This window comes from Microbacterium sp. 1S1 (assembly GCF_008271365.1).
Lineage (GTDB): Bacteria > Actinomycetota > Actinomycetes > Actinomycetales > Microbacteriaceae > Microbacterium.
Map to the genome: position 1 here is coordinate 2459839 of NZ_CP043430.1, position 24954 is coordinate 2484792.

General features: G+C 69.2%; 30 protein-coding genes and 1 pseudogene. 25 read left to right on the forward strand and 6 right to left on the reverse strand.

Features of this window, described 5'->3' with window-relative positions; all coding sequences use genetic code 11:
- Positions 1–4: 4 nt before the first annotated feature.
- The gene (locus FY549_RS11870) at positions 5–760 is read right to left on the reverse strand and encodes an MIP/aquaporin family protein (RefSeq protein ID WP_149085205.1); all 756 of its coding nucleotides are present in this window, start codon (positions 758–760) and stop codon (positions 5–7) included.
- 92 nt (positions 761–852) lie between these two features.
- On the reverse strand, positions 853–2562 hold the full coding sequence (locus FY549_RS11875) for a glycerol-3-phosphate dehydrogenase/oxidase (RefSeq protein ID WP_149085206.1): 1710 nt from the start codon (positions 2560–2562) through the stop codon (positions 853–855).
- Positions 2563–2665: 103 nt separating this feature from the next.
- Between FY549_RS11875 and FY549_RS11880 the strand changes: the two genes are divergently transcribed.
- Positions 2666–3637, forward strand: a complete 972-nt coding sequence (locus FY549_RS11880; RefSeq protein WP_149085207.1) for a sugar-binding transcriptional regulator — start codon at positions 2666–2668, stop codon at positions 3635–3637.
- 12 nt (positions 3638–3649) lie between these two features.
- On the opposite strand, the gene FY549_RS11885 is transcribed toward FY549_RS11880, so the two are convergent.
- Complete coding sequence (locus FY549_RS11885; protein ID WP_149085208.1) at positions 3650–4801, reverse strand: glutamate--cysteine ligase; 1152 nt, start codon at positions 4799–4801, stop codon at positions 3650–3652.
- A 206-nt stretch (positions 4802–5007) separates the two neighbouring features.
- Between FY549_RS11885 and rpsP the strand changes: the two genes are divergently transcribed.
- From rpsP to FY549_RS11915, 6 genes are read left to right on the forward strand one after another with little or no spacing between them, the layout of a single operon-like run.
- Positions 5008–5439, forward strand: a complete 432-nt coding sequence (gene rpsP, locus FY549_RS11890; RefSeq protein WP_149085209.1) for a 30S ribosomal protein S16 — start codon at positions 5008–5010, stop codon at positions 5437–5439.
- Positions 5440–5445: 6 nt separating this feature from the next.
- Positions 5446–5676, forward strand: coding sequence for an RNA-binding protein (locus tag FY549_RS11895; RefSeq protein WP_025103341.1), 231 nt, complete (start codon positions 5446–5448; stop codon positions 5674–5676).
- A complete protein-coding gene (rimM, locus tag FY549_RS11900; protein ID WP_149085210.1) occupies positions 5660–6277 on the forward strand; it encodes a ribosome maturation factor RimM in 618 nt (205 codons plus the stop codon). Before FY549_RS11895 ends, rimM begins: the two co-directional genes overlap by 17 nt.
- Before the next feature lie 19 nt (positions 6278–6296).
- Entirely contained in the window at positions 6297–7001 is a 705-nt protein-coding gene (gene trmD / locus FY549_RS11905; protein ID WP_149085211.1) for a tRNA (guanosine(37)-N1)-methyltransferase TrmD, read from the forward strand.
- Between the two features lie 35 nt (positions 7002–7036).
- On the forward strand, positions 7037–7771 hold the full coding sequence (locus FY549_RS11910) for a class I SAM-dependent methyltransferase (RefSeq protein ID WP_149085212.1): 735 nt from the start codon (positions 7037–7039) through the stop codon (positions 7769–7771).
- Complete coding sequence (locus tag FY549_RS11915) at positions 7768–8250, forward strand: pyrimidine dimer DNA glycosylase/endonuclease V (protein WP_149085213.1); 483 nt, start codon at positions 7768–7770, stop codon at positions 8248–8250. Before FY549_RS11910 ends, FY549_RS11915 begins: the two co-directional genes overlap by 4 nt.
- On the opposite strand, the gene map is transcribed toward FY549_RS11915, so the two are convergent.
- On the reverse strand, positions 8213–8995 hold the full coding sequence (gene map / locus FY549_RS11920) for a type I methionyl aminopeptidase (protein WP_149085214.1): 783 nt from the start codon (positions 8993–8995) through the stop codon (positions 8213–8215). The genes FY549_RS11915 and map overlap by 38 nt on opposite strands.
- A 109-nt stretch (positions 8996–9104) precedes the next feature.
- Between map and FY549_RS11925 the strand changes: the two genes are divergently transcribed.
- The 9 genes from FY549_RS11925 (at position 9105) to FY549_RS11965 (ending at position 16146) form a co-directional block, all read left to right on the forward strand.
- On the forward strand, positions 9105–9593 hold the full coding sequence (locus FY549_RS11925; RefSeq protein ID WP_149085215.1) for an MFS transporter permease: 489 nt from the start codon (positions 9105–9107) through the stop codon (positions 9591–9593).
- A gap of 169 nt (positions 9594–9762) precedes the next feature.
- Positions 9763–10113 carry a 50S ribosomal protein L19 gene (rplS, locus tag FY549_RS11930; protein WP_101845937.1) on the forward strand — a complete coding sequence of 117 codons (351 nt, stop codon included), beginning with the start codon at positions 9763–9765 and terminating at the stop codon, positions 10111–10113.
- Positions 10114–10232: 119 nt separating this feature from the next.
- Entirely contained in the window at positions 10233–10958 is a 726-nt protein-coding gene (gene lepB, locus FY549_RS11935; protein ID WP_149085216.1) for a signal peptidase I, read from the forward strand.
- Complete coding sequence (locus tag FY549_RS11940; protein WP_149085217.1) at positions 10955–11614, forward strand: ribonuclease HII; 660 nt, start codon at positions 10955–10957, stop codon at positions 11612–11614. The genes lepB and FY549_RS11940 overlap by 4 nt, the downstream gene beginning before the upstream one ends.
- Positions 11615–11670: 56 nt before the next feature.
- Positions 11671–11997: a DUF2469 family protein gene (locus FY549_RS11945; protein WP_017204525.1), complete on the forward strand. Its 327-nt coding sequence runs from the start codon at positions 11671–11673 to the stop codon at positions 11995–11997.
- A gap of 117 nt (positions 11998–12114) precedes the next feature.
- Positions 12115–12477, forward strand: coding sequence for a YraN family protein (locus FY549_RS11950; protein WP_149085218.1), 363 nt, complete (start codon positions 12115–12117; stop codon positions 12475–12477).
- Complete coding sequence (locus tag FY549_RS11955) at positions 12474–14003, forward strand: YifB family Mg chelatase-like AAA ATPase (RefSeq protein WP_149085219.1); 1530 nt, start codon at positions 12474–12476, stop codon at positions 14001–14003. The genes FY549_RS11950 and FY549_RS11955 overlap by 4 nt, the downstream gene beginning before the upstream one ends.
- Positions 14004–14068: 65 nt before the next feature.
- Positions 14069–15187 (forward strand): DNA-processing protein DprA, encoded by a 1119-nt coding sequence (gene dprA / locus FY549_RS11960; RefSeq protein WP_262380937.1) that lies wholly within the window; start codon positions 14069–14071, stop codon positions 15185–15187.
- 56 nt (positions 15188–15243) lie between these two features.
- Positions 15244–16146, forward strand: coding sequence for a tyrosine-type recombinase/integrase (locus FY549_RS11965; protein ID WP_149085221.1), 903 nt, complete (start codon positions 15244–15246; stop codon positions 16144–16146).
- Positions 16147–16170: 24 nt separating this feature from the next.
- Here FY549_RS11965 and FY549_RS11970 read toward each other — a convergent pair whose 3' ends face one another.
- On the reverse strand, positions 16171–16776 hold the full coding sequence (locus tag FY549_RS11970; RefSeq protein WP_149085222.1) for a murein hydrolase activator EnvC family protein: 606 nt from the start codon (positions 16774–16776) through the stop codon (positions 16171–16173).
- A gap of 302 nt (positions 16777–17078) precedes the next feature.
- Between FY549_RS11970 and rpsB the strand changes: the two genes are divergently transcribed.
- The 9 genes and pseudogenes from rpsB to FY549_RS12015 all read left to right on the forward strand — a co-directional run bounded on the left by rpsB (position 17079) and on the right by FY549_RS12015 (position 23760).
- Positions 17079–17969, forward strand: a complete 891-nt coding sequence (gene rpsB / locus FY549_RS11975) for a 30S ribosomal protein S2 (protein WP_149085223.1) — start codon at positions 17079–17081, stop codon at positions 17967–17969.
- Positions 17970–18009: 40 nt separating this feature from the next.
- Positions 18010–18837, forward strand: coding sequence for a translation elongation factor Ts (gene tsf, locus FY549_RS11980; protein WP_149085224.1), 828 nt, complete (start codon positions 18010–18012; stop codon positions 18835–18837).
- A gap of 90 nt (positions 18838–18927) precedes the next feature.
- Positions 18928–19644, forward strand: a complete 717-nt coding sequence (pyrH, locus tag FY549_RS11985; RefSeq protein ID WP_149085225.1) for a UMP kinase — start codon at positions 18928–18930, stop codon at positions 19642–19644.
- A 67-nt stretch (positions 19645–19711) separates the two neighbouring features.
- The gene (frr, locus tag FY549_RS11990; RefSeq protein ID WP_060922801.1) at positions 19712–20266 is read left to right on the forward strand and encodes a ribosome recycling factor; all 555 of its coding nucleotides are present in this window, start codon (positions 19712–19714) and stop codon (positions 20264–20266) included.
- Between the two features lie 5 nt (positions 20267–20271).
- Entirely contained in the window at positions 20272–21414 is a 1143-nt protein-coding gene (locus tag FY549_RS11995; protein ID WP_187614862.1) for a phosphatidate cytidylyltransferase, read from the forward strand.
- Positions 21411–21992: a DivIVA domain-containing protein gene (locus FY549_RS12000; RefSeq protein ID WP_149085226.1), complete on the forward strand. Its 582-nt coding sequence runs from the start codon at positions 21411–21413 to the stop codon at positions 21990–21992. The genes FY549_RS11995 and FY549_RS12000 overlap by 4 nt, the downstream gene beginning before the upstream one ends.
- Positions 21993–22040: 48 nt before the next feature.
- Positions 22041–22745: a lytic transglycosylase domain-containing protein gene (locus FY549_RS12005; protein WP_259613979.1), complete on the forward strand. Its 705-nt coding sequence runs from the start codon at positions 22041–22043 to the stop codon at positions 22743–22745.
- A gap of 9 nt (positions 22746–22754) precedes the next feature.
- Positions 22755–23042 (forward strand): hypothetical protein, encoded by a 288-nt coding sequence (locus FY549_RS16775; RefSeq protein WP_149085228.1) that lies wholly within the window; start codon positions 22755–22757, stop codon positions 23040–23042.
- Positions 23039–23760 (forward strand): annotated as a pseudogene (locus tag FY549_RS12015) (alpha/beta hydrolase). The gene FY549_RS16775 and the pseudogene FY549_RS12015 overlap by 4 nt, the downstream one beginning before the upstream one ends.
- A 15-nt stretch (positions 23761–23775) precedes the next feature.
- Here FY549_RS12015 and FY549_RS12020 read toward each other — a convergent pair.
- On the reverse strand, positions 23776–24834 hold the full coding sequence (locus tag FY549_RS12020; protein ID WP_149085229.1) for an AI-2E family transporter: 1059 nt from the start codon (positions 24832–24834) through the stop codon (positions 23776–23778).
- Between the last annotated feature and the right edge of the window lie 120 nt (positions 24835–24954).

Consider the following 24954-nt stretch of genomic DNA (forward strand, 5'->3'; position numbering starts at 1 on the left):
GGGATCAGCCGGCGAGGCTGAGCAGGCCGGGGGCGGCGAGGGCGGCGATGACACCACCGATGAGCGGACCGACGACGGGCACCCACGAGTAGGACCAGTCGCTTGGCCCCTTGCCCTTGATCGGGAGGATCGCGTGGGCGATACGGGGACCGAGGTCTCGGGCCGGGTTGATGGCGTAGCCGGTCGGACCACCGAGGGAGGCGCCGATCGCGACCACGAGCAGGGCGACGGGAAGAGCCGTGAGCGGGCCGAGGCCGCCGGGGGTACCGATCTCGATGTCGCCGTAGTCCGCGAACGCGAAGATGACGAACACCAGCACGAACGTGCCGATGATCTCGGTGACCAGGTTCCAGCCGTAGGACCGGATGGCGGGGCCGGTGGAGAAGACGCCGAGCTTGTTGGCGGCTTCCGGCTCCTCGTCGAAGTGCTGCTTGTAGGCGAGCCAGACGACGATGGCACCGATGATCGCACCGAGCAGCTCGGCAGCCGTCGCGGTGAGGAACATCGCCACCGAGATCTTGCCGGCGACGAAGAGGCCGATACCCACGGCCGGGTTCAGGATGGCACCCGAGTACGCCGAGACGAGCACACCCGCGAACACCGCGAGCCCCCATCCCCAGTTCACCATCAGGAAGCCGCCGCCGAAGCCCTTGTTCTTCGCCAGGGCCACGTTCGCGACGACACCGCAGCCCAGCAGGACCAGCATCGCTGTGCCGACGAGCTCGGAGAGGAAGTAGAGACCGAGATTGACGTCAGTCATGTCTTCGTTGACCTTTCTTGCGGGTCGGGGCCCCTCTGCCCCGACCCCTTATGGGGTAGCACCGCGAGGAGGGCGCGGTGGTCGGAGTCCCGTCAGCCGCGGGCGCGGGACGGGATGTGGAGTCCGTGTCGCTCGTTCAGCAGCAGGCGCGTCTGCTCGACCTCGGCGTCGTGACGCTCGCGGTCCCAGCCGAGGAGCGGTGCCAGGGCGTCGGCGATCTCATCCAGCACCTCGGCGCGGGCGCCACCGGTGAAGGCGATGCTGGTCCGCCGGAGGATGACGTCCTCGAGACGCGTGACCATCTCCTCGTTCACCATCCACTCCAGCTCGCGGGTGGACAGGTCGCCACCGGCGAGGGGCGCATCGTCGCCCTGCTCGACGTGTGCCCAGACCTCCGCAGCGCGGGTGCCGTACCGGGCGAGGAGCTGGTCGGCCCGCGTGCCGGCGCCGGGGAGGTTCTCCTGGATCCAGATGCGCTTCGCCTTCTCGGTGCGCGGGAACTCACGCCCGCCACCGATCGCGCGACCGGCCGTGGACACGGTGCGCGTACGACCGAGGAGGCCGAGCACGGTGTCCGAGAGCGACTCACCGAGCGCGCGGAACGTGGTCCATTTGCCGCCCACGAGGCTCACCAGCGGGACGGCGCCCTGGCGGTCGACCTCGACGCGATAGTCGCGCGAGACGAAGCCCGGGGCGGTGTCCTCGTGGCGAGGGAGGGGTCGGATCCCGGAGAAGTTGTACACGATCTGCTCGCGGGTCACGGCGATCGACGGGAACACGTGGTGGATGAGGTCGAAGAAGTAGTCGATCTCCTCCTCGGTGCAGACCGGGACCTCGCGCGCGTCCGCGTCGATGTCGGTGGTGCCGACGAGGACGCGTCCCTTGAGCGGATAGATCAGCACGATGCGGCCGTCGGAGTGCTCGAAGAAGATCTCGCGGCCTCGCGTCGCCTCGAGCAGTTCAGGGTGGTCGAGGACGATGTGCGAGCCCTTGGTGCCGCCCATGAAGTTCGTGTCGGTGCCCAGTGCCTCGTTCGTGAGGTCGGTCCAGGGTCCGGAGGCGTTCACGACCACGTCGGCCGTCACGGTGAACTCGGTGCCGCTCTCGCGATCACGGAGCGTGACCTCCTCGCCGTCGCGACCGACCGCCTCGACGTAGTTCAGTGCCACGGCACCGGGGTGCGCGGCCCGGCCGTCTTGCAGGACGTCGAGAGCCAACCGCTCCGGGTCGTGCATCGAGGCGTCGTAGTACGTCGCGGTGTACTTGATCTTCGGGTCCAGCGACGGCAGTTCGGCGAGCGACTTCTTACGGCCGAGGAAGCGGTGGCGGGGAACGGTGCCGCCGTCGCGCGAGAACGTGTCGTAGATCGTGAGACCGACCTTGATGAGGAACGCGCCCCGCTCCTTCGGCTTGCCGCTCTTGTGCGTGAGGAACCGGAGGGGAGCGGAGAGGATCCCCGAGAACGTCGAGTAGATCGGGATCGTCGTCTGCAGCGGCTTGACGTAGTGCGGGGCGATCTTCAGCAGCCCGTTGCGTTCCTCGACGGATTCGCGAACGAGGCGGAACTCGCCGTTCTCCAGATAGCGGATGCCGCCGTGGATCATGTGGCTCGAGGCGGCGGAGGCGCCGGAGGCGAAGTCGCCGCGCTCGACGAGGACGACGTCGACGCCCTGCAGGGCGAGATCGCGGAACGTCGAGATGCCATTGATGCCGCCGCCGATGACGAGGACACTGGTGCGCCCGGCTTCGCGGAGCGCGCGGACAGCGTCCCGCTCCGGGGACGCATGGGTGGAATCGATCATCGTCGACCCTCTCTTCCTTGCTTGCCACCAGCATCGACCTCCGTGACGCTCGCGCGCAAGCCCGCTGCACATATGTGCAAGGATCGAGGGAGAGGAGGTCGTCATGGCGGCATCGGGCGCGCAACCACGCGACGACAAGCTGGTCGCGGCGCTCACGGCCGCGCAGCTCTACTACATGCAGGACAAGACCATGGAGGTCATCGCGCAGGAGCTCGGTACGTCGCGTTCGTCGGTGTCCCGGCTGCTCAGCTTCGCGCGGGAGAGCGGCCTCGTCGACATCCGCATCAACTCTCCCCTCGAGCGTCTGGGGATGCTGGAGCAGCGCATCCGGGACCGACACCGTGTCGTCGCCCACGTGGTCCCGATGGCCGAGATCGTCAGCGAGGTGGAGCGCCTGGAACGGGTCGCTTTGACGGCGGGGCGGCTCCTGTCCCAGTTCGTGGATTCGAACATGATCGTCGGCGTGGCGTGGGGGTCGACGATCAGTGCCGTCAGTCGCGGACTCACGCAGAAGGAGACCCACAACACCACATTCGTGCAGCTCAACGGCGCCGGCAACACCCAGACGAGTGGCGTGGAGTACTCCAGCGACATCCTGCAACGGTTCGGCAGCGCGTTCGGTGCGCAGGTGCAGCAGTTCCCGGTGCCCGCGTTCTTCGACGACCCCGCGACGCGGGAGGCCATGTGGCGGGAACGCAGCACGCGCCGCGTCCTCGATCTCCAGGCGAAGATGGACATCGCCGTGTTCAGTCTCGGCTCGCCGGCGGCCGAGGTTCCGAGCCGGGTGTACGTCGGTGGCTATCTCGGACGCGAGGACTACCGCAGTCTCCGGGAAGACCACGCGATCGGTGACGTGGCGACCGTGTTCTTCCGCGCCGACGGCTCGTGGCGCGATATCCGGCTCAACGCGCGAGCGACCGGCCCGGGACTCGACCGTCTGCGGCGGGTGCCGCGCCGCGTCTGCGTCGTCTCGGGCATCCCCAAGCTCGCGAGCCTGCGGGCCGCGATCGCTGCCGACCTGATCACCGACGTCGTCCTCGACGAGGGGCTCGCGCGCCGCCTGGTCGAGGACTGAGCCGTTGTCCCGTCACTCGCCTTCGATCGAGGACTGCGGCCCGGTACGGAATTCGCGGATCAGGTGCTGCACGACAGCCCGAAGGTCGCCGTCCGTGGCGTCGGCGACCGCGAGCTGCCGGGCGTAACTCGCCCCGCCTTCGAGGATCGTCGCGATGCTGCCGAACTCGCGCACGCAGCCGAGCTCGACCGCGATCGGCGCGAGTTCCTCGATCTTCTCGGTGAGGTGCTCGCGCACCGGTCGCTGGGTGCCGATCGTGTCGACGATGACGCGGGCGTCGAGTCCGTAGCGTGCGGCACGCCACTTGTTCTCGCGGTGGTACCAGGCGGGGAGGTCCGGGAGCGCGGCGCCTTCGTCCAGCAGTCGGGAGAAGTGCTCCACGAGCACCTGTACGAGCGCGGCGACGGCCGCCATCTCGGACAGCGTGGAGAGTCCGTCGCACGCCCTGACCTCGATCGTCCCCCAGCGCGGAGCGGGGCGGATGTCCCAGCGCACCTCGGTGGCATCGGCCATGACGCCCGTGCGGACCATGTCGTCGAGGTACCGCTCGAACTCCGACCAGTCACGCAGCGGCCAGGGGAGGCCGGCTGTCGGCAGCTGCTGGAAGACGAGGGCGCGGTTCGAGGCGTACCCCGTACGCTCCCCGGCCCAGAACGGGCTGGAGGCCGACAGTGCCTGGAGGTGGGGGAGGTATGCGGACAGGGCGTTGATGATGGGGAAGACCTTGCGCTGCTCGTCGATGCCCACGTGCACGTGGATGCCCCAGATCATCATGTTGCGTCCCCACCACTGGGTGCGCTCGATGAGCGTGTGATAGCGCGTCTTGTCCGTCACCTGCTGGTCGTACCACTGGGCGAACGGATGACTTCCGGCCGAGAGCAGCTCGATCCCGGCCGGATCGGTGGCCGAACGCACGGCCGCGATCGCGTTCGCGATGTCATCGACCGCGTGCGCGACGGAATCGCCGATGCCGCTGGTGACCTCGATCGTGTTGGTGAGGAGTTCGCCGGTGACGGTGTGGCGTTCATCCTCACTCTCGGCTTCCAGTGCCGCCAAGAGCTCGGGTGCGCGACCGACGAGATCACCGGTCTCAGGATCGGCGAGCATGATCTCCCACTCGAGACCGACGGTGGAGCGGGCCGAAGCGGCGAAGTCGAGCTGCACGGGGACAGTCTGACACGGGGTCGGGCCAGCACCGCAACGCCGTGTCGCTGGTTTCGCACGGGCCCGCGCATCTGGCAGAATAGAGGGTCGGACGGCGTGCTCGACCCTCTATCCAGCACTCGTCCTCCTCATTTGAGCTTCCGCCGGGTGTGCACCCCACGCTCCAGGCGACCGGTTCGTTTCCTTCCACACCATTCAGGAGAATCGTGGCTGTCAAGATTCGTCTCAAGCGCATGGGCAAGATCCGTGCGCCGTACTACCGCATCGTCGTCGCCGACTCGCGCACCAAGCGCGACGGTCGTGTGATCGAGGAGATCGGCAAGTACCACCCCACCGAGGAGCCCTCGTTCATCGAGGTCGACTCCGAGCGTGCGCAGTACTGGCTGTCCGTCGGCGCGCAGCCGACCGAGCAGGTCACCGCCATCCTCAAGATCACCGGCGACTGGGGCACCTTCAAGGGTGACAAGGACGCCAAGTCGACCCTCAAGGTCGCCGGCGAGAAGGCCGTCTTCGAGGCTGACGCTTCGAAGAAGTCGGTCATCAAGCCCAAGGCGGAGAAGGCCGAGCCTGCTGCCGAGGCCCCCGCTGCCGCTGCCGACGCGGAGGCCGCCGAGGCTCCCGCCGCCGACGCCGAGTAATTCATCGTGCTCGCCGCCGCGCTCGAACACATCGTCAAGGGGATCGTCGATCACCCGGAGGATGTGCGCATTCACGAATCCTCGTCGCCGCGAGGCGACCTGCTCGAGGTGCGTGTGCACCCCGATGACCGTGGACGCGTGATCGGGCGCGGCGGCCGCACGGCCAAGGCTCTGCGCACTCTCGTCAGCGCTCTCGCCGACGGGCGGCGTGTCCGCGTCGATGTCGCGGACGACTGACGTGGTGTCGCAGGACCGCATCCAGGGCCGTAACCAGCTTCGCGTCGGGCGCCTGGTCAAGGCTCATGGGCTCAAGGGCGCCCTGAAGCTCGAGCTCTACACCGACAACCCGGAGCGCCGTTTCGTGCCCGGAGCCGTGTTCACGTTGCAGGTGCCCGAGGCATCTCCGTGGCACGGCAAGGAGATCACCGTCCGCGAATACCGCGTGATGAACGGGAATTCCGTCGTCTTCTTCGAGGACGTGGATGACCGGACCGCGGCGGAGAGCCTCGTGCGGGCCATTCTCTGGATGGACCAGGACGAGGACGAGACCGAGGACAACGCCTGGTTCGACCATCAGCTCGTCGGGCTGGACGTCGTGCGCGACGAGGTGGTCGTCGGCCGTGTGGTCCGCGTCGAGCATCTGCCCGCCCAGGACCTGCTGATCGTGAAGCCCTCGGCCGCCGGCACTACCGATGAGGTGATGGTCCCGTTCGTCGAGGCCATCGTGCCGACCGTCGACGTCGCATCCGGTCGCGTCATCGTCACCCCTCCCACCGGGCTCTTCGAGGAGCTTCCCGAGTCGGAGGACGGGACCGCCGCCTCCGACAGCGCCGAGTGACCGCTGATACGGTTCCCCCGTGCGCATCGACGTCGTCTCCATCTTCCCGTCGTATTTCGACGGATTGACGCTCTCCCTGTTGGGCAAGGCGCGAGGCTCAGGTCTGCTCGACCTCCAGGTGCACGACCTGCGCGATTGGACGCACGACCGACACCGGACCGTGGACGACACCCCCTACGGCGGGGGAGCGGGCATGGTCATGAAGCCCGAGCCGTGGGGTCTCGCCCTCGACGAGCTCACGGCGGACGCCGTCCCGGCGCCGACCATCATCTTCCCGTCGCCGGCCGGTGAGGTGTTCACCCAGGCGACGGCGCGGGAGCTCGCCGGTCGACAGCACCTCGTCTTCGGATGCGGCCGCTATGAGGGCATCGACGAGCGTGTCTTCGAGTACGCCGCGGAGCGCGGCGAGGTTCGGCTGCTGAGCCTCGGCGACTACGTGCTCAACGGCGGCGAGGTCGCCACGATGGCGATGATCGAGGCCATCGGGCGGCTGATCCCCGGAGTGGTGGGCAACCCGGAGAGCCTGGTCGAGGAGTCCCACGAGGACGGGCTCCTGGAATACCCGTCGTACACGAAGCCCTCCGTGTGGCGTGAGCGCACGGTTCCTGACGTGCTCCTCAGCGGGAACCACGGAGCGATCGCAGCCTGGCGGCACGAGCAGCAGCTCCTCCGCACCCGACTTCGACGCCCCGACCTGCTCCCGGAGGCTGCCGGCGACGAGTGAGGCGCCGTATCCGCTCGTCCTGTTAGCGTCGAGGCATGGTGGATGTGACACGCGCACGCTCGTTCGAAGGCATCGGCGAAGACTACGACCGCTATCGCCCCGGGTTTCCTGAGCGCGCAGCCGAGGTCATCCTGCCGGTGCCGGTCCGCAGGGCGCTCGACCTGGGGGCGGGGACCGGGAAGTTCACCGGGCTGCTCATCGGGCGCGCGGCCCGGGTGATCGCGGTCGAGCCCTCCGCGCCGATGCTCGCCGTGCTCGCACGGACGTTTCCGGCCGTCGACGCGCGGCCCGGGACCGCCGAGAGCATCCCCGTCCCTGACGCCTCCGTCGACGCCGTCAGCGTCGCGCAGGCGTTCCACTGGTTCGACCGGGATGCGGCGTCCGCCGAGATCGCCCGCGTCCTCGTCCCCGGCGGTGCGCTGGGGCTGCTCTGGAACCGCGCTGACCCGGTCTGCGCGTGGGATCTCGCCTGCCACCGGATCGCGCATCCCGCGGTGGCCACCGGCGACGCGACGTCCGCATCGGCCACGGAACTCCCCGGTTTCGTCCTCGAGGTTCACGAGGAGGTGCGCTGGACGGAGTCGATCACGCGGGACGACTACCTGCGACGGTGGGGCACGGTCAGCAGCTTCCTGGTGGCGGATGAGACGGATCGCGCCGCCATGGTGGCCGAGTTGGAGGCTGTGCTGGACGACGCGGAGGAGACCCGTGGACGGGCGGCGTTCGACCTCCCGCACCTCACCGATGTCTTCCGTTATCGGCGCGCATGAGGATCTGGTCGCTACACCCCGCGTACCTCGACCGTCAGGGCCTGGTCGCCTGCTGGCGGGAGACGCTGCTCGCACAGGCCGTCCTCGCAGACGCCACCAGGGGGTACCGGCGACACCCGCAGCTCGTCCGCTTCCGAGCGGCGGAGGACCCGGAGGCCGCGGTCGCCGCGTACCTGCGCGGTGTGGCCGACGAGGCGGAGGCCCGGGGTTATCGTTTCGACCGTACGCGTATCCGACGCCCGGACGCGGGAATCCCGCCGCTCCCGGTGGCGACGGGCCAGCTCGCGATCGAGTGGGAACACCTGCGGTCGAAGCTCGCCGAGCGGAGCCCCGAAGTGCTCGCGCGCCACGCAGCCGTGGTGCTCCCGGAGGCGCACCCGCTGTTCACGGTCGTGCCCGGGCCGGTCGCGTCCTGGGAGCGCGCCGACCCGGCGTCCGGAGTCAGTCGACGCCGAGGAACGAGCGATCCGTCAGGATGATCGGACCCTCGTCCGTGATCGCGATCGTGTGCTCGGAGTGCGCCCCGCGGGAGCCGTCCGCGCTGCGCAGCGTCCAGCCGTCCGGGTCGGTGATCAGCTCGTCCGTCGTCGCGAGGAACCACGGCTCCAGTGCGAGCACGAGGCCGGCGCGGAGTGGGAAACCGCGACCCGCGCGGCCGTCATTCGCGACGTGCGGGTCGCCGTGCATGGTCCGGCCGACTCCATGGCCGCCGAACTCCATGTTGATCGAATACCCCTCGCCGTGCGCGATGTCGGCGATGGCGGCGGAGATGTCGCCGATGCGCTTGCCGACCACCGAGGTCTCGATCGCGGCGGCCAGCGCGCGCTCGGTGGTGTCGATGAGGCGCAGATCCTCGTCGCGGGGCGTACCCACGACGAAGGAGACCGCGGAGTCCGCGACCCAGCCGTCGACGGAGACGGCGAAGTCGAGGGTGACCAGGTCGCCGTCCTTGAGCGCGTAGTCGTGAGGAAGGCCATGCAGCACGGCGTCGTTCACCGAGGTGCAGATGACCTTTCCGAAGGGGCTCGCGCCGAAGGACGGGTGGTAGTCGATGTAACACGATTCAGCGCCGGCCTTGCGGATCATGTCGTGTGCCCGGCGGTCGATCGCCAGCAGGTTGGTGCCGACCTTCGTCTCGTCGCGCAGGGTCGCCAGCGTCTCGGCGACGAACCGGCCTGCCGCGCGCATCTCATCGATCTCGGCAGGGGTGCGCAGTTCGATCATCAGTGTCCTCTCGTCCCTCCCATTCTCCCTGATCGCGGTGACGGTCGGTGCCTCCCGCTCTCAGCGAACACCGGTGACGCGCACGCGGGGTCGCCGTAGCATCGAACACATGTGGATCCGACAGGCGTTCTTCCGCTGGCTGCTGCCGTCGGCGTTCATCCTGCCGTTGTGGCTGCTCGTCGGCTGGGCGGTGTTCCAGGGCGGCTGGGCGATCCTCTGGGTGCTGCTCATCGCGATGCCCTCGGTGTTCGTGGGGCAGCTCCTTCTCACGCTGCTGACGCGTTCCCGGCCCTCGGTGCGTGCGGAGCGCGCTGTGTCGTGGTGGGACGTCGCAGGGTTCGGCCTGTGGCACGCGCTGACCATCGCGGTCGGCTTCTTCATCGACGGGGCCTTCGGCTGGCTGCTCGCGGCCGCCATCGTCGTGGGCATCGGCCTGGTCTGGCTGCAGCTGTGGCAGCTCTGGAACGAGGCGCGGGGGAGCGGGGCGCGGATTCGCGAGACGATCTCCTGGTCGACCATGGCACCGCCGCGCGCCGACGTGCCGCAGACGAGCGTGCACGAGGTCATCGTGGTGCGGGAGACCGACGACCGTCCCTGATCGACCGTTTTGGTGCGGCCTGCCATCCGTGGCAGAATGGTTCTTTGTGCCGTGACCGGCTCTGCCCCAGGGGAGCCCGCGGACGCGTCAGCGCCGTTCGGCACACTCCCGTTCTTGTTCCTTCCTAATCCGTGCATCCGACCTGAGGCGAGTGCAGAGAGAGACGATCATGCAGATCCTCGACGCCGTCGACGCGGCTTCGCTCCGTTCCGACATCCCCGAGTTCTTCCCCGGTGACACCGTCAAGGTGCACGTCAACATCACCGAGGGCAACCGTTCCCGTATCCAGGTCTTCCAGGGCGTCGTCATCGGCCGCCAGGGCGACGGCGTGCGCGAGACCTTCACCGTTCGGAAGATCAGCTTCCAGGTGGGCGTCGAGCGTACCTTCCCGGTGCACTCCCCGGTGATCGACCACATCGAGGTCGTCACCCGCGGTGACGTGCGCCGCGCCAAGCTGTACTACCTGCGCGAGCTCCGCGGCAAGAAGGCGAAGATCAAGGAGAAGCGCGTCAACAACTGACGCGAAGCTTCTTCACAGCACCCCGGGACACGATGTCCCGGGGTGCTTTCGTTCTGCTCCCCGTATGCGAACCTTGTTACTGCCGTGCGATCGCGGTGCACTCTTCGAGAAGGAACCAGATGACTGACACTCCGTCCGCACGCCCGACACGCCGGCGGCGGGGGTTCCTGGTCTTCCTTCGCGATGTGCTGGTCATCGTCGTCATCGCCGCGCTCGTGTCCTTCGTCATCAAGACGTTCGTGGTCCGCTCGTTCTACATCCCGTCGGCCTCCATGGAGCGCACGCTGCTGATCGACGACCGGATCCTCGTCGACGAGCTGACTCCGCGGTGGTCCGGCTACGAGCGTGGCGACATCGTCGTCTTCAAGGACCCGGGCGGGTGGCTCGACCCCATGCCGCAGACGCCGGCACAACCCCCGCTGATCCAGGCTCTCGACTGGGTGCTCACCTTCGTGGGAATCTCCGCCACAGACACGCAGGATCACCTCGTCAAGCGCGTGATCGGCGTCGAAGGCGATCACGTGGTGTGCTGCAATGCGTTGGGGCAGATCACGATCAACGGTGCTCCCATCGACGAGTTGAGCTATCTGAACCTCCCGGAGGGCGATACGGCTGCGTCCAACGAGCCGTTCGACGTCGTCGTCCCCGACGACTCCGTGTGGCTCCTCGGCGACAACCGCGACCGCTCGCGCGATGCCCGCGCCCACCAGGACCTCCCGAGTGGTGGCTTCGTCCCGGTCTCCAACATCGTCGGCAAGGCGTTCCTGACGACCTGGCCGCTCGACCGGTTCGGGACGATCGACGCGCACCACGAGATCTTCACCGGAGTGCCGGATCCCGAATGACCGTCATCACGCCTCGCCTGACCCTGGAGCGGAAGCTCCTGGGGGAGTGGGATCTGATCATCGCCCTCGATGAGGTCGGTCGCGGAGCGCTGGCAGGACCGGTCGCCGTCGGTGCGGCGGTCATGGATGTCAAGGGAGCGCGGCGCCGCGTGCCCGAGGGACTCCGCGACTCGAAGCTGGTCCCCGAGCGCCGGCGTCCTGAGGTGGCCGCCCGAGCGGCCGCGTGGGTGCAGGCATCGGCGGTGGGCTGGGCGACGGCAGGCGAGGTGGACGAGGTCGGCATCATGCGGGCGCTCGGCCTCGCCGCGTCCCGCGCCGTGCTGGCGGTGGTGGCGCAGGGTGCCACGGTCGAGAACGCTCTGATCCTGCTCGACGGCAACCACGACTACGTCTCGCGCGTGCATCCGGCACCGTTGAACGTCCGGCCGGTCGTCAAGGCGGATCGCGACTGCGCCTCCGTCTCTGCCGCCTCGGTGATCGCGAAGGTCGCAAGAGACGACCACATGGCGGAACTGCACGAAGACCATCGCGACTACCAGTGGGACCGGAACAAGGGGTACGCGAGTCCGGAGCACAGGGAAGCCATCCGATCCTTCGGCCTTTCGCCGTTCCACCGCTCCTCGTGGGCGATCGCCGACGCGCCGACCCTGTTCTGAACCGTCGGGCCACGGATGCCGCGGCCCGCGTCCGTCGACCATAGGATGGACTCATCATGGATGAGGAAGCCTTCGACGACTACGACCGCGAGCTCGAACTCGCGCTGTTCCGCGAGTATCGCGACGTCGTCTCGCAGTTCCAGTACGTCGTGGAGACGGAGCGCCGCTTCTATCTGGCCAACGAGGTCAATGTCGTCCGTCGCGACACCGAGCACGATTTCTACTTCGAGATCTCCATGAGCGACGTCTGGGTCTGGGACATCTACCGTGCCGACCGGTTCGTGAAGGCCGTCCGCGTGCTCACCTTCAAGGATGTCAACGTGGAGGAACTGCAGCGGCGCGAGTTCGAACTGCCGCAGGAGCTCTCGCTCGACGGAGAGTGACACGGGGACCTCTGCGGGTTCCTCCACGATCTCCGCGTTCCGCGCGGTTTCCACACCCACCGGGCTGTCGACGTCCGGCGACAGGGACGGGAGCCCGGTGACGTCCATCCTGTGGGGATGGCAGCGAAAGACGAGCTCGGCCGAGCCGGGGAACAGCAGGCGGCGGATTACTTGACGAAGCGTGGGTATCGCATCGTCGATCGCAACTGGCGGTGTCCCCAAGGAGAGCTCGACATCGTCGCCGTGGTCGGTGCACATCTCGCGGTGGTCGAGGTCAAGACCCGGCGGTCGGCGGTGTTCGGTCACCCGTTCGATGCCATCGATGACCGCAAGCGGCGTCGGCTGTGGCAGCTCGCCTACGCGTGGCGGGCGGCGCATCCCGAGGTGGCACGCGGGCGGGTGCTGCGGCTCGAGGCGATCGGCATCGTGGGCGCAGACCCGGCGACCGCGTCGGTCGAGCATCTCGAGGACATCGCGTGAGCACCGCCCGCACCTGGTCCGTCGCACTCACCGGCGCGGAGGGGCGCCTCGTCGAGGTCGAAGCCGACCTCTCGCCGCAGACACCCGAGTTCCGGATCATCGGGCTCCCCGACAAATCTCTCGGAGAGGCGGTGCAGCGCGTGCACAACGCCTGCGTGAACTCCGGGCTCTCGCTGCCCCGGCGACGTCTCACGGTGAACCTCTCGCCGGCGAGTCTGCCCAAGCACGGTGCTGCCTTCGACCTGGCGATCGCGGTCGCCTCGCTCGCCGCGAGCGACATGCTCACGCGTCGCGCTGTCCGGCAGACGGTGCATCTCGGGGAGCTCGGGCTGGACGGCCGGCTGCGTCCCGTTCGCGGCGTGCTTCCTGCGGTCTTCGCCGCCGCACGCGCCGGCTTCGACCGTGTGATCGTGCCGCACGGCAACGCGACGGAAGCCGGTCTCGTCGAGGGTGTCGAGGTGCAGGGGGCCGCGTCGCTCGCAGAGGTCGCAGCCTGGCACGGAGCCGAGGTGGAGGTGCCGGACGTCGAGCCGATTCCCGGCCCGCCGCCGCCGGAGGCAGAACCGGACGACCGCGACCTCAGCGACGTCGTCGGTCAGGAGGAAGCCGTCGAGGCGCTCATCGTCGCGGCCGCGGGCGGGCACAACATGCTCCTGAGCGGTCCACCCGGAGCCGGCAAGACGATGCTTGCGGGCCGCCTTCCCGGGATCATGCTTCCGCTGACCGAACAGGAGGCCATCGAGGTCGCTTCCGTGCGCTCCCTCTGTGGAGAGCCCGTCACCGGGCTCGACCACCGGCCTCCGCTGGTCGCTCCGCATCACAGTGCCTCGATGGCGGCGATGGTGGGAGGGGGATCGCGAACCGCGCGTCCCGGCGCGGTCGCTCGCGCGCATCGGGGGGTGCTCTTCCTCGACGAGGCAGCGGAGTTCCCCCGAGCGGTCCTGGACGCACTCCGCCAGCCCCTCGAGAGCGGCTTCGTCGACGTGCATCGGTCAGGCTTCGTCGTGCGGTTTCCGGCGCGGTTCCAACTGCTCCTCGCCATGAACCCGTGTCCCTGCGGCAACCGGGGAGTACGTGACGGCGACTGCATCTGTCCGCCGCAGGCGCTGAGACGCTACGCCACCCGTCTCTCCGGCCCGTTGCGCGACCGCGTCGACATCGATCTGCCGGTGACCCGGGTCGCCGCCTCGCGTTCGCTCGCGGGGGAGCGTTCCGGGGTGACGACCGCCGGCGCGCGGGACCGCGTGATGGCTGCCAGCGCACGGGCGGAGCGGCGATGGCGCGGCACGCCGTGGCGTCGGAACGCGGAGGTCCCCGGCACCGTGCTCCGGCACGGCGGGCTCCGGCTCTCGCCGGAGGCGCGGGGGAGCCTCGATCGGGCGCTGGAACGAGGAGCGCTGACGCTCCGCGGCTACGACCGTGCGCTCCGGGTGGCCTGGACCATGGCCGACCTTGCCGGACGCGACCAGCCCGGCACAGACGAGGTCGGACGCGCACTGCTTCTGCGGACAGGGGTGGCGCGTTGATCGACGAGCTCCTCTCCCGGCAGGATGCACTCGACGCGGCGAGGGGCGTCCGAGGTGCCGATGACGTGACGGAAACTCTCGCTCGTGTCGCCTGGTCGGTCGTCGCCGACCCCGGCGACGCGGTCGCCGCGACTCTCGTGCGGGAGTTCGGGCCGGCCGACGGACTGCGCTTCGCTCTGGACACGCCCCAGCGGGCGTGGCCGGTGGTCCGGGCCGCGGGCGCACGACGGGCCTTGGACGAGGCGCGCGCACGGTGGCGGCAGCGCGGTGATGCGGCGGCCGTGATCGGGGCGTTGCGTGCGGCGCAGAAGACCGGTGCGCAGCTGCTCCTTCCGGGAGATCCCGCCTGGCCGGTCGCCGTCGACGACCTCGATGCTGAGGTCCCGATGGTGCTGTGGGTGCGCGGACGCGCTGAGCTCCTGACGAGCATGTCACGCGTCGCCGTCGTGGGCGCGAGGGCGGCCACCGCTTACGGGGAGCGCGTCGCCGCCGACATCGCCGGGGACCTGGCGGCAGGGGAGGCTGTCATCGTGTCCGGCGGAGCCTACGGCATCGACGGCGCTGCCCACCGCGCAGCGCTGACCGTCGGGGGCGGGACGGTCGCCGTTCTCGCCGGGGGAGTGGACCGTCCATACCCCGCCGGTCATCGCACCCTCCTCGCACGGATCGCGGACGACGGGGTTGTCGTGAGCGAAGTTCCCTGCGGCACGGCGCCGACGCGATGGCGGTTCCTCGCTCGCAACCGACTGATCGCGGCAATGGGGCAGGCCACGGTGGTCGTCGAGGCGGGCTGGCGCAGCGGGTCGCTCAACACGGCGGGACGCGCCGCGACACTGGGCAGGCCGCTCGGTGCGGTACCCGGGCCCGTCACCTCCGCGTCGTCGGCCGGGTGCCATCAGTTGCTGCGCGAGTACGACGCCGTGTGCGTCACCTCGGCGGCCGAGGTCGTCGAGATGCTCCCGATCGACGCGCGGCCGGCCCGCGGACACGATGCCACGGACGAAGGGCGGGTGCGGCTTCTCCGTGCGCTCGGCACCCGGACCGTTCGCACCGAGAGGGATCTCGCGCAGCGCGCAGACCTGACGGTCGAGCGGACGAGGGCTCTGCTCGGTCTCCTCGATCTCGACGGCCTCGCGCGACGCGACCGGGGCGGCTGGCGTGGAGTCGCGCCGCGCACGCGGTGAGGCGGCTTGCGGCGGGGCGCCGCGCTCCGGAGGCGGGGGAGCGGCAGGGTAGAACCATGGACTTCGCGGTCGCTGTCGAGGCGTTCGCCGATCACCTGGAGAAGGTGCGTCGGCTCTCACCGGCGACCGTGAAGGCGTACCGGTCCGACCTGCGCGACCTCGGGGCGAGCGTGGCGGGCGGTCCGGTGGACCGGATCGACCTGGAGCTGCTGCGCGAATGGCTGTGGCAGGCGACCCAGCGCGGCGACGCGCGAGCGACCCTGGCCCGACGCGCGGCGACAGCGCGCGCGTTCTTCGGCTGGGCGCGCGAGCAGGAGCTCATCGCGGTCGATCCGAGCCTGCGGCTCGTGGCGCCGAAGCGCGCCAAGACGCTGCCGACCGTCGCCTCGAAGGACGCGATGTCCGAGCTGCTGGATCGCCATCGTCACGCGGCATCGTCGGGTGAACCGGTCGCTCTGCGTGACCACGCGGTGCTGGAGCTCCTCTACGGCGCCGCGGTCCGGGTATCCGAGCTCTGCGGGCTCGACATCGACGACCTCGATCTCGACCGCGGGACGGCCCTCGTGCGGGGCAAGGGCGACAAGGAGCGCGTCGTGCCGTTCGGTGCCCCGGCGCGGGATGCTCTGGATGCATACCTCCGTCGGGCGCGGCCCGCACTGCTCGCACGCACGCAGACCGCTTCCCCCGCCGTCTTCCTCGGCAGCCGTGGGCGCCGCCTCGGCCCGCGAACGGTCTACGAGGTCGTCGCCCGCGCGCTCGCGCCCGTCGTCGGAGCGGACACGGTCGGGCCGCACGCACTCCGCCACACCGCCGCGACTCATCTCCTCGACGGTGGCGCAGATCTGCGCGCCGTGCAGGAGATCCTGGGGCACGCGAGTCTCGGCACCACCCAGATCTACACGCACGTCTCGGCCGAGCGCCTGACGGCGACGTATCGGCTGGCGCACCCCCGCGCCTGACCGGCTTCCCCTGGCGGCCGGGAGTCACGGGTCGCAGCAGGGGAGAAGTCGTGCGCGTGGCACGTCCTCGAACAGGAGCATCGGGTTGATGTACGTCCCGTCGTACCGCACGCCGACATGCAGCGACCCCGGAGACGCATGCCCGCCGACCGAGACCCGGCCGATGCCCTGACCCTGTCGGACCGACTCACCCGCGCGGAGAGAGGACTCCAGCGGCTCGAACGTGCTCACGAGACCATCGGCGTGACGGATCGTGAGCACAGGACGATCGACCACCACGCCTTGGAACGCGACCACACCGTCCGCCGGCGCGACCGCCGCGGCACCGACGGTCGTGGTGACGTCTATGCCCCGGTGCCCGGGGCCGTAGGCGTGCGCCGGCGCGCGATAGGCGGTGCTCACGCGGCGAGTCCCGTCGAGCGGCCAGCGCCACACCCCCTCAGCGGAGGACCCGACCTCCGGGGACAGCAGGGGGCCGGCAGTGGTCGTGGCCTGTGCAGAGGGAGGGGGCGCGAGCGGAGCTGCGCTGCCCAGGAGCACGAAGCAGCCGAGCACGGCCGCAATCGTGCGGCGAGCAGGGGAGGACGGGTGTGCACGGAGGCGGGGACGAGGGTGGGACAGCGAAGCCATGGAGCGAGTGTGCGCCGCGCGAGGCCGTGCCGATCGGCCACGCCGCGACGACCGCGGACGCGGGGGAGAAGGCGCGAGATCTCACACCTGTGCAGGACGAGCCGGTGGTGCATGATCCTGTATGCTGGACGAGCACCTCGATCTCGGGGTGACTACGCGTGCCCAGAGCGACTTCGTCGTGGCATCCACTCCCGCAGGTCCCGTTTCCTAACGGGTGGGCGTGAGCCGGGCACCAGGATGTCCGACCGTCCGGTCGGCATGACAACCTCAACGGCGCCCAGCGCCAGAATCAGGAGACGACCATGGCTGTGGTCACCATCCGCCAGCTGCTCGACAGCGGCGTGCACTTCGGACACCAGACCCGTCGGTGGAACCCGAAGGTGAAGCGCTTCATCCTCACGGAGCGCAGCGGCATCCACATCATCGACCTCCAGCAGTCGCTCGGCTACATCGACAAGGCGTACGACTTCGTCAAGGAGACCGTCGCGCACGGCGGCACCATCCTCTTCGTCGGCACCAAGAAGCAGGCGCAGGAGATCCTCGCGGAGCAGGCCACCCGCGTCGGCCAGCCGTACGTGAACCAGCGCTGGCTCGGTGGCCTCCTCACCAACTTCTCCACCATCGCGAAGCGCCTCGCTCGCATGAAGGAGCTCGAGGAGCTCGACTACGAGAACCCCGCTGCCTCGGGCTTCACGAAGAAGGAGCTGCTGCTCAAGAAGCGTGAGCTGGACAAGCTCCACAAGTCGCTCGGCGGTATCCGCAACCTCACGAAGACGCCGTCCGCCCTCTGGGTCGTCGACGCCAAGCGCGAGCACCTCGCCATCGACGAGGCCAAGAAGCTCGGGATCCCGGTGATCGGCATCCTCGACACCAACGCCGACCCGGACGACTTCCAGTACCCGATCCCGGGCAACGACGACGCCATCCGCTCGGTCTCGCTGCTGACGCGCATCATCGCCGACGCGGCCGCCGAGGGCCTGCAGCAGAAGCACAACCCGGACTCGGGCGACGCAGAGCCGCTGGCCGAGTGGGAGAAGGAGCTCCTCGAGGCTCCCGTCCAGGAGTCCGCTGACGCTGCCGACGCCACCGCCGCCGACGCGGCCGGTGCGCAGGAGCACGACGAGGCGATCGCCGCCGCTTCCGGTGAGGAGACCGCCGAGGTCGCCGCCGCCGAGGCCGCAGACGCCAAGTAATCCTCGTTCACCCACACAACGAAGCAAGGAGCCACCACACATGGCCAACTTCACCATCGCCGACCTCAAGGCGCTGCGTGAGCAGCTCGGCACGGGAATGGTCGACACCAAGAAGGCGCTCGAGGAGGCTGACGGCGACGTCGAGAAGGCCACCGAGATCCTGCGCCTGAAGGGTGCCAAGGGCAACGCCAAGCGCGCCGACCGTTCGACCAGCGAGGGCCTCGTCGTCGCTCGCGAGCAGGACGGCGCCGTGACGCTCGTCGAGCTCGCCTGCGAGACCGACTTCGTCGCCAAGAACGAGCGCTTCATCGCGCTGGCCGACAAGGTCGCCGACGCCGTCGCCGCCGTGAAGGCCGACTCGGTCGAGGCCGCGCTGGCCGCCCCGGCGGGAGACAAGACCGTCGAGCAGCTCATCTCGGAAGAGGCCGCCATCATCGGCGAGAAGGTCGAGCTCCGGCGCGTGCGCACCGTCACCGGTGACAGCGTCGAGGTCTACCTGCACCGCACGAGCAAGGACCTGCCCCCGCAGATCGGTGTCGTCGTCGCCTACTCCGGTGACGACGCCGCGACCGCGCGGAGCATCGCCCAGCACATCTCGTTCGCGAACCCGTCGTACCTGTCCCGCGAGGACGTGCCGGCGGACGCGGTCGAGAAGGAGCGCGAGATCGTCACCGAGATCTCTCGCAACGAGGGCAAGCCGGAGGCTGCTCTGCCGAAGATCGTCGAGGGCCGCGTCGCTGCGTTCATCAAGCAGGTCGCCCTGCTCGAGCAGGACTACGCGAAGGACAACAAGCTCTCCGTCGCCCAGGTGGCGAAGGACGCCGGTATCACCGTGACGGACTTCGCGCGCTTCAAGGTCGGCGCGTAACACTGTCGAAGGGGTTCGGATCGTGTGATCCGAACCCCTTCTTCATGCCCACCAGGCACTATCTTGAATCGGGACGAGAGGACATCCCCCATGACTGAACGCACCGGACGCCGTCGCGTCCTCCTCAAGCTCTCCGGAGAGGCGTTCGGCGCCGGGCAGCTCGGCGTCAACCCCGACGTGGTCAGCCAGATGGCGCGGGAGATCGCCGCCGCGGTCGACCGCGTCGAGGTCGCTGTCGTCGTCGGTGGCGGCAACTTCTTCCGCGGCGCGGAGCTCAGCCAGCGCGGCATGGACCGGGGACGTGCCGACTACATGGGCATGCTCGGCACCGTGATGAACGCCCTCGCCCTGCAGGACTTCCTGGAGCAGGCGGGCGCCGCGACGCGCGTGCAGTCGGCGATCTCGATGACTCAGGTCGCCGAGCCCTACATCCCGCGACGCGCCGAGCGTCACATGGAGAAGGGCCGCGTGGTCATCTTCGGCGCGGGGGCCGGGCTCCCGTACTTCTCCACCGACACCGTCGCCGCGCAGCGGGCGCTGGAGATCGGCGCGCAGGAGGTCCTCGTCGCCAAGAACGGTGTCGACGCGATCTACACCGCCGACCCGAACAAGCACGCCGACGCCGAGCGCATCGACCGCGTGACCTACCGTGATGCGCTCCAGCAGGGCCTCAAGGTCGTGGATTCGACGGCGTTCAGCCTTTGCATGGACAACAACATGGACATGCGGGTCTTCGGCATGGAGCCGGCGGGCAACGTGACCCGTGCACTCTTGGGCGAGGCCATTGGCACGCTCGTCACGGCCTGAGCGCCTGCACGGGACGGGACCCCGCTCCCGATAGAATTTCCAGAACACCCCGACGATAGGAGCTACCGTGATCGCGGACGTCCTCGCTGAAACCACCACCCGTATGTCCCGGGCTGTCGAGGCTGCCAAGGAGGACTTCTCCACGGTGCGCACCGGTCGTGCGAACCCGCAGCTCTTCCAGAAGGTGCTGGTCGACTACTACGGCACGCCGACGCCGCTCGCGCAGCTCGCCTCGTTGGCCAACCAGGAGGCACGGACGCTGATCATCACGCCGTACGACAAGTCGGCCCTGAAGGCGATCGAGCAGGCCATCCGAGACATGCCGAACCTCGGTGCGAACCCGACGAACGACGGCAATCTCGTTCGTGTCACGATGCCGGAGCTGACGGCGGAGCGTCGCAAGGAGTACGTCAAGCTCGTCAAGTCGAAGGCCGAGGACGCGAAGGTCCACGTTCGCGGCATCCGCCGGAAGGCGAAGGACGAGCTCGACGGTCTGAAGAGCGAGCTCGGCGAGGACGAGATCGCTCGCGGTGAGAAGGAGCTGGACGCTCTGACCCGCCAGCACGTCGACCTCATCGACGACGCGCTGAAGCGCAAAGAGGCCGAACTCCTCGAGGTGTAGCCCGTATGTCCGACGAATCGCGAGGCGCCGAGGGGGAATCGCCGGTGTCCCGCCCGGAGGCGGTGCCGAAAGACGGGACCGCGGGCGGAGCCCCGCTGGCGGATGCCGCCTTCCCGGCGTTCGACGCCGCGGCCGTGCCTCCGCGGCCGCCGCTGCCCCCGCCCGGCACGTCGGGCACGGCCTCACGGCTTGATACCGCGGACCACAACGCGATCCGCGAGCAGTGGCGCCAGGCGCGGGACGAGTTCGGTACTCATGTCTCGCATGCGCGCGATCAGCTCGATCAAGCCAACGAGCGCATCAAGCAGCGCACCGGCCGGGACCTCGTCCTCGCGATCCTGATCGGACTCGCCTTCGGTGCGGCGCTCCTCGGATCGCTGCTGTTCATCAAGGCGCTGTTCGTGCCGTTCGCGCTGGCGGCCGCTCTGCTGGGCGTCTATGAACTGACCCGCGCCCTGCGCGCCGCCGGCCGACGCGTCGATGTGATCCCGCAGCTGGTCGCCGCCGCTTTCCTCGTGCTGTCGGCCTACTTCGCCGAGCCCTGGCTGAGCTGGGTGATGCTGTTCGTCTCGGTCGCCTTCGTGATCGTCTGGCGCTTGCTCGCACAGATGGTCGCCAAGGACGGCCGGACATACGGTGACGTGCTCACGGATGCCGTCATCGGCGGCTTCGTGCAGATCTACGTTCCCTTCCTCGCCGGGGTCGCGCTCATCCTGCTCGAGCAGGAGGGCGGTCAGTGGTGGGTCCTCAGCTTCATCGCGATCGCCGTGGCGGCCGACACGGGCGCCTACGCGGCTGGTCTCGCGTTCGGTCGGCACCCGATGGCTCCGCGGATCAGTCCGAAGAAGACGTGGGAGGGCTTCGGCGGTGCCGTCGTCGCCTCCCTGGCGGCCGGTGTCCTCCTGGCGATGTTCCTGCTCGATCTCCCGTGGTGGGGTGGGGTGCTCTTCGGCGGCGCCATCCTCCTCTCGGCGACGCTCGGCGACCTCGGCGAGTCGATGCTCAAGCGCGACCTCGGCATCAAGGACATGAGCTCCTGGCTTCCGGGGCATGGAGGACTCCTGGACCGTCTGGACAGCATCCTGCCGTCCACGATCCCGGCTCTCTGCCTGTACTTCCTCCTCTCTCCCTGGGTGGTGCTGCGATGAACGACGATCGGACCGACGCCCGGACGCGGAGCTCCGCGAAACCGGCCTTCGCGCTCACCAGCGGGCGCACGAAGGGGTACCACCGCGCGGCGGTGGACAGCTTCCTCGCGTCCGCGCGGCAGGCGTTCGAGACCGGCGGAGACGACCTCACGGCCGAGGACGTGCGGACGGCCTCCTTCCCGCTCGTCAAGGAGGGGTACGCGGTCGCGGACGTCGATGCCGCGCTCGGCCGGGTCGAGGACGCCTTCGCCGCGCGCGAACGAGAGCGCGCGGTGCGTTCCCGGGGCGCAGGAGCCTGGGTGGAGCAGGCCAGGGCCGAAGCGCAGGTGATCCTGGACCACCTGGCCCGTCCCCGCCGCCAGCGGTTCGCTCGCACCGGCTTCCTCACTTACGGCTACCGGGTGGACGAGGTCGATCACGTGACGTCGCGCATCGTCCGCTACCTGCGCGACGGCGACGCCCTGACCGCCGAGCAACTGCGTTCCGCGGCCTTCCGCATGCAGCGCGGCGGCTACCGCGAGGAGCAGGTCGACGCGCTTCTCGATGCCACTATCGACGTCATCCTCGCGGTGCGCTGAACCCGTCGATGGCCTGTTCAGGCAGGTATGCGTAAACTGTCCTCCATCGTGAACTCCCGAAACGACATGATTCCCGAACGAAGCGACTCCGCGCTGGTACCCGCAGCGACGGCCACGTCCGCCACCCGTGGCACGCGACGCTGGACGCGTCGCCGCGGTGTCGCCGGCGTCTTCAGCTCTCTCGCCGTCGTCGGATTCGCCGCCGCGATGGTCGCGCCCACTGGTGTCGCGCTGGCGCAGCCGGTCGCCACGGACGCGCCGGACTCCGTCTACGCGGCCGCCCTCGCGGACACGCAGAACCTCACTGTCACCGTGGAAGGCGCGACGATCGCGCCGGTGGAGCGCGGCTCCTTCGAGGTCTACGTCAAACCCAAGCCCAAGCCGAAGCCCAAGCCGAAGCCGGCGACCACGACCTCGTCGTCGGAATCGCAGGGAGGGTCGTCCGGCGGTGGCGGTCTGCCGCCGTACAGTGGCGGCGGCGCTCCTGCGGAGTGGATGGCGGCGGCCGGGATCGCGCAGAGCGACTGGCAGTACGTCGACTACATCGTCTCGCGGGAGAGCGGCTGGAACCCGAACGCGACCAACTCCTCGTCCGGTGCCTGCGGTCTCGTGCAGGCGCTGCCGTGCAGCAAGGTGCCCGGTAACGGCTACAACCCCGTCGACAATCTCCGTTGGGCGACGGGGTATGCCACGGGGCGCTACGGCAGCTGGGCCGGCGCGTACAACTTCTGGGTCAACAACCACTGGTGGTGAGTCGGGACCATGCCCCGCTCACGTCGACGTCCTTCCGCGCGCCCTGAGGGCGAGGACTCCTTCGATCGTCTCCTCGCCGGATGGAAGCGTACCGAGGTCCGTCGGGGCGTCGAGTGGACGGTACAGCCCGTCTCGGCGGTCCAGGCGCAGAAGTCATACGTCTGTCCTGGCTGCGGCCGGTCGGTAGAGCCCGGCACCGCGCATCTCGTCACCTGGCGCGCGGACGGCGTGCTGGGAGAGGCCGCCGCCCTGGCCGACCGCAGGCACTGGCACAACCACTGTTGGAGGATCGCATGACCACGGAGATCCGCGGACCGCTGGAGCTCCCGGCGCGGCGCGAGGACATCGAGTTGCGTACTCAGGACGGCCTCACGCTGGTCGGGGAACTCGCGCTGCCGGAGACGACCGCTCCGCTCGCGACGCTCGTGACCCTGCATCCGCTGCCGACAGCGGGTGGGTTCATGGACTCGCACATCCTCCGCAAGGCTGCGGCGCGCCTTCCCGCGCTGGCCGACCTCGCGGTGCTCCGCTTCAACACCCGCGGCACCACGTCGCCGCGCGGGACGAGCGACGGCGCCTTCGACGGCGGAGGAGCCGAGGAGTTCGACGTGGCCGCGGCGATGGACTTCGTCCGCGACCGCGCCCTCCCTCGCCCGTGGCTCGTGGGCTGGTCGTTCGGAACCGAGCTTGCGCTGAAGTACGGGGCCGATCACGACATCGAGGGCATCATCCTGCTCTCGCCCCCGCTGCATCGAGCAACGGAGGAAGAAGTCGCCGCCTGGGCCGGGACCGACCACCGCGTCATCGTCCTCGTGCCGGAGTTCGACGACTATCTGAGGCCGGCGGAGGCCCGCCAGCGGTTCGCCGCGATCCCGCACGCGCAGTTGATCGCCGTCGAGGGCGGGAAGCATCTGTGGGTGGGGAGACGCAGACCCGGCGGGTGCTCACCGAGATCGTCGCGGCCGTGAACCCGTCGGCGCTCCCGCTGCCGACGCACTGGCCCGCGGGCGGCTGACACGCAGCGGCTGCTTCACCTCTCGTTCATGCGGGGGATCAGCACCTGCCGGTAGAGGATGAGGATGCTGGCTGCCACGGGGATCGCGATGAGGGCACCCAGCAGGCCGAGCAGGCTGCCACCGGCGAGGGCCGCGACGACGACGACCGCCCCGGGCACCGACACGGCGCGGCTCATGATACGGGGCGAGATCACGTACGCCTCGATCTGCATGTAGATGAGGTAGTAGATCGCGGCGGCGAGAGCCGTGCCGGGGGAGCCGAGCCCCGGGATCAGACACACGAGGACGATGATCGTGGAGCCGGTCAGGGTGCCGACCAGGGGGATGAGTGAGAAGAAGAACGCGACGACCGCGAGGACGGCCGGGAACGGTGCGTCGATGATCGTCAGGTAGATGGCGCTGAGGACTCCGTTGATGACGCCCTGACTGACCTGACCCATGACGTAGTAGCCGACCGAGTCGGTGATCTGCTCGGACAGGTCGATGAAGCGGTCACGCTTGGAAGCAGGCACGAGCTGGTAGACCGCTCGCTTGAGCGAGGGCGTCGAAGCCGTGAGGTAGATGGTCAAGATCAGGATGATGAATGCGCCGAACACCCCGCTGAGCACTGCGCCGCTCGCGACGAGGACGCCTTGGCCGATCGATCCGCCGATCTCCGCGAGGTTCGTCGCCAGCCAGTCCTCGACGTAGGCGAAGACGTCGTCGACGCGCAGGTTGGGGAACAGCTCTTGGATCCAGCTCTTGAGGTCATCGGTCGTGCCCTGCTGCACGATCGTCGTGATCTGCGCGATGAGCTGAGAGATCTGCTCGACGAGCACCGGGAGCACGATGAGGACGATGCCGACGAAGACGGCCAGCACCGCGAGGATCGTGGTCAGCACCGCGAGCCAGCGCGGCAGGCGTCGGCGCTCGAGGAACGTGACGAGCGGATCGAGCCCGAGGCTGAGGAACAGGGCGGTGCCGACGTACAGCAGCACGGTCGAGAGCGTCTGCACGCTGTTGATCAGGACGATGCCGAGGCCCACGCCGAGTGTCGCCACGAGGGCGGTGCGAAACGGGCTGTGGATCTTCATGCAGACTCCTCGGGACGGCTGCAGCAAGGCTACCCATGCCGAGCCCTCGGACATCGCCGACGTGCCGGGCGGGGCCAGGGGAGTGCCCTCGTGGTCAACACACAGGTGACTTCGCTAGTC

Coding starts and splice junctions, on each gene's coding strand:
- FY549_RS11870 (WP_149085205.1), bottom strand. CDS start 760: ATGACTGACGTCAATCTCGGTCTCTACTTCCTCTCCGAGCTCGTCGGC.
- FY549_RS11875 (WP_149085206.1), bottom strand. CDS start 2,562: ATGATCGATTCCACCCATGCGTCCCCGGAGCGGGACGCTGTCCGCGCG.
- FY549_RS11880 (WP_149085207.1), top strand. CDS start 2,666: ATGGCGGCATCGGGCGCGCAACCACGCGACGACAAGCTGGTCGCGGCG.
- rimM (WP_149085210.1), top strand. CDS start 5,660: ATGTCGCGGACGACTGACGTGGTGTCGCAGGACCGCATCCAGGGCCGT.
- FY549_RS11910 (WP_149085212.1), top strand. CDS start 7,037: ATGGTGGATGTGACACGCGCACGCTCGTTCGAAGGCATCGGCGAAGAC.
- FY549_RS11915 (WP_149085213.1), top strand. CDS start 7,768: ATGAGGATCTGGTCGCTACACCCCGCGTACCTCGACCGTCAGGGCCTG.
- map (WP_149085214.1), bottom strand. CDS start 8,995: ATGATCGAACTGCGCACCCCTGCCGAGATCGATGAGATGCGCGCGGCA.
- FY549_RS11925 (WP_149085215.1), top strand. CDS start 9,105: ATGTGGATCCGACAGGCGTTCTTCCGCTGGCTGCTGCCGTCGGCGTTC.
- rplS (WP_101845937.1), top strand. CDS start 9,763: ATGCAGATCCTCGACGCCGTCGACGCGGCTTCGCTCCGTTCCGACATC.
- lepB (WP_149085216.1), top strand. CDS start 10,233: ATGACTGACACTCCGTCCGCACGCCCGACACGCCGGCGGCGGGGGTTC.
- FY549_RS11940 (WP_149085217.1), top strand. CDS start 10,955: ATGACCGTCATCACGCCTCGCCTGACCCTGGAGCGGAAGCTCCTGGGG.
- FY549_RS11945 (WP_017204525.1), top strand. CDS start 11,671: ATGGATGAGGAAGCCTTCGACGACTACGACCGCGAGCTCGAACTCGCG.
- FY549_RS11950 (WP_149085218.1), top strand. CDS start 12,115: ATGGCAGCGAAAGACGAGCTCGGCCGAGCCGGGGAACAGCAGGCGGCG.
- FY549_RS11965 (WP_149085221.1), top strand. CDS start 15,244: ATGGACTTCGCGGTCGCTGTCGAGGCGTTCGCCGATCACCTGGAGAAG.
- FY549_RS11970 (WP_149085222.1), bottom strand. CDS start 16,776: ATGGCTTCGCTGTCCCACCCTCGTCCCCGCCTCCGTGCACACCCGTCC.
- rpsB (WP_149085223.1), top strand. CDS start 17,079: ATGGCTGTGGTCACCATCCGCCAGCTGCTCGACAGCGGCGTGCACTTC.
- tsf (WP_149085224.1), top strand. CDS start 18,010: ATGGCCAACTTCACCATCGCCGACCTCAAGGCGCTGCGTGAGCAGCTC.
- pyrH (WP_149085225.1), top strand. CDS start 18,928: ATGACTGAACGCACCGGACGCCGTCGCGTCCTCCTCAAGCTCTCCGGA.
- FY549_RS11995 (WP_187614862.1), top strand. CDS start 20,272: ATGTCCGACGAATCGCGAGGCGCCGAGGGGGAATCGCCGGTGTCCCGC.
- FY549_RS12000 (WP_149085226.1), top strand. CDS start 21,411: ATGAACGACGATCGGACCGACGCCCGGACGCGGAGCTCCGCGAAACCG.
- FY549_RS16775 (WP_149085228.1), top strand. CDS start 22,755: ATGCCCCGCTCACGTCGACGTCCTTCCGCGCGCCCTGAGGGCGAGGAC.
- FY549_RS12020 (WP_149085229.1), bottom strand. CDS start 24,834: ATGAAGATCCACAGCCCGTTTCGCACCGCCCTCGTGGCGACACTCGGC.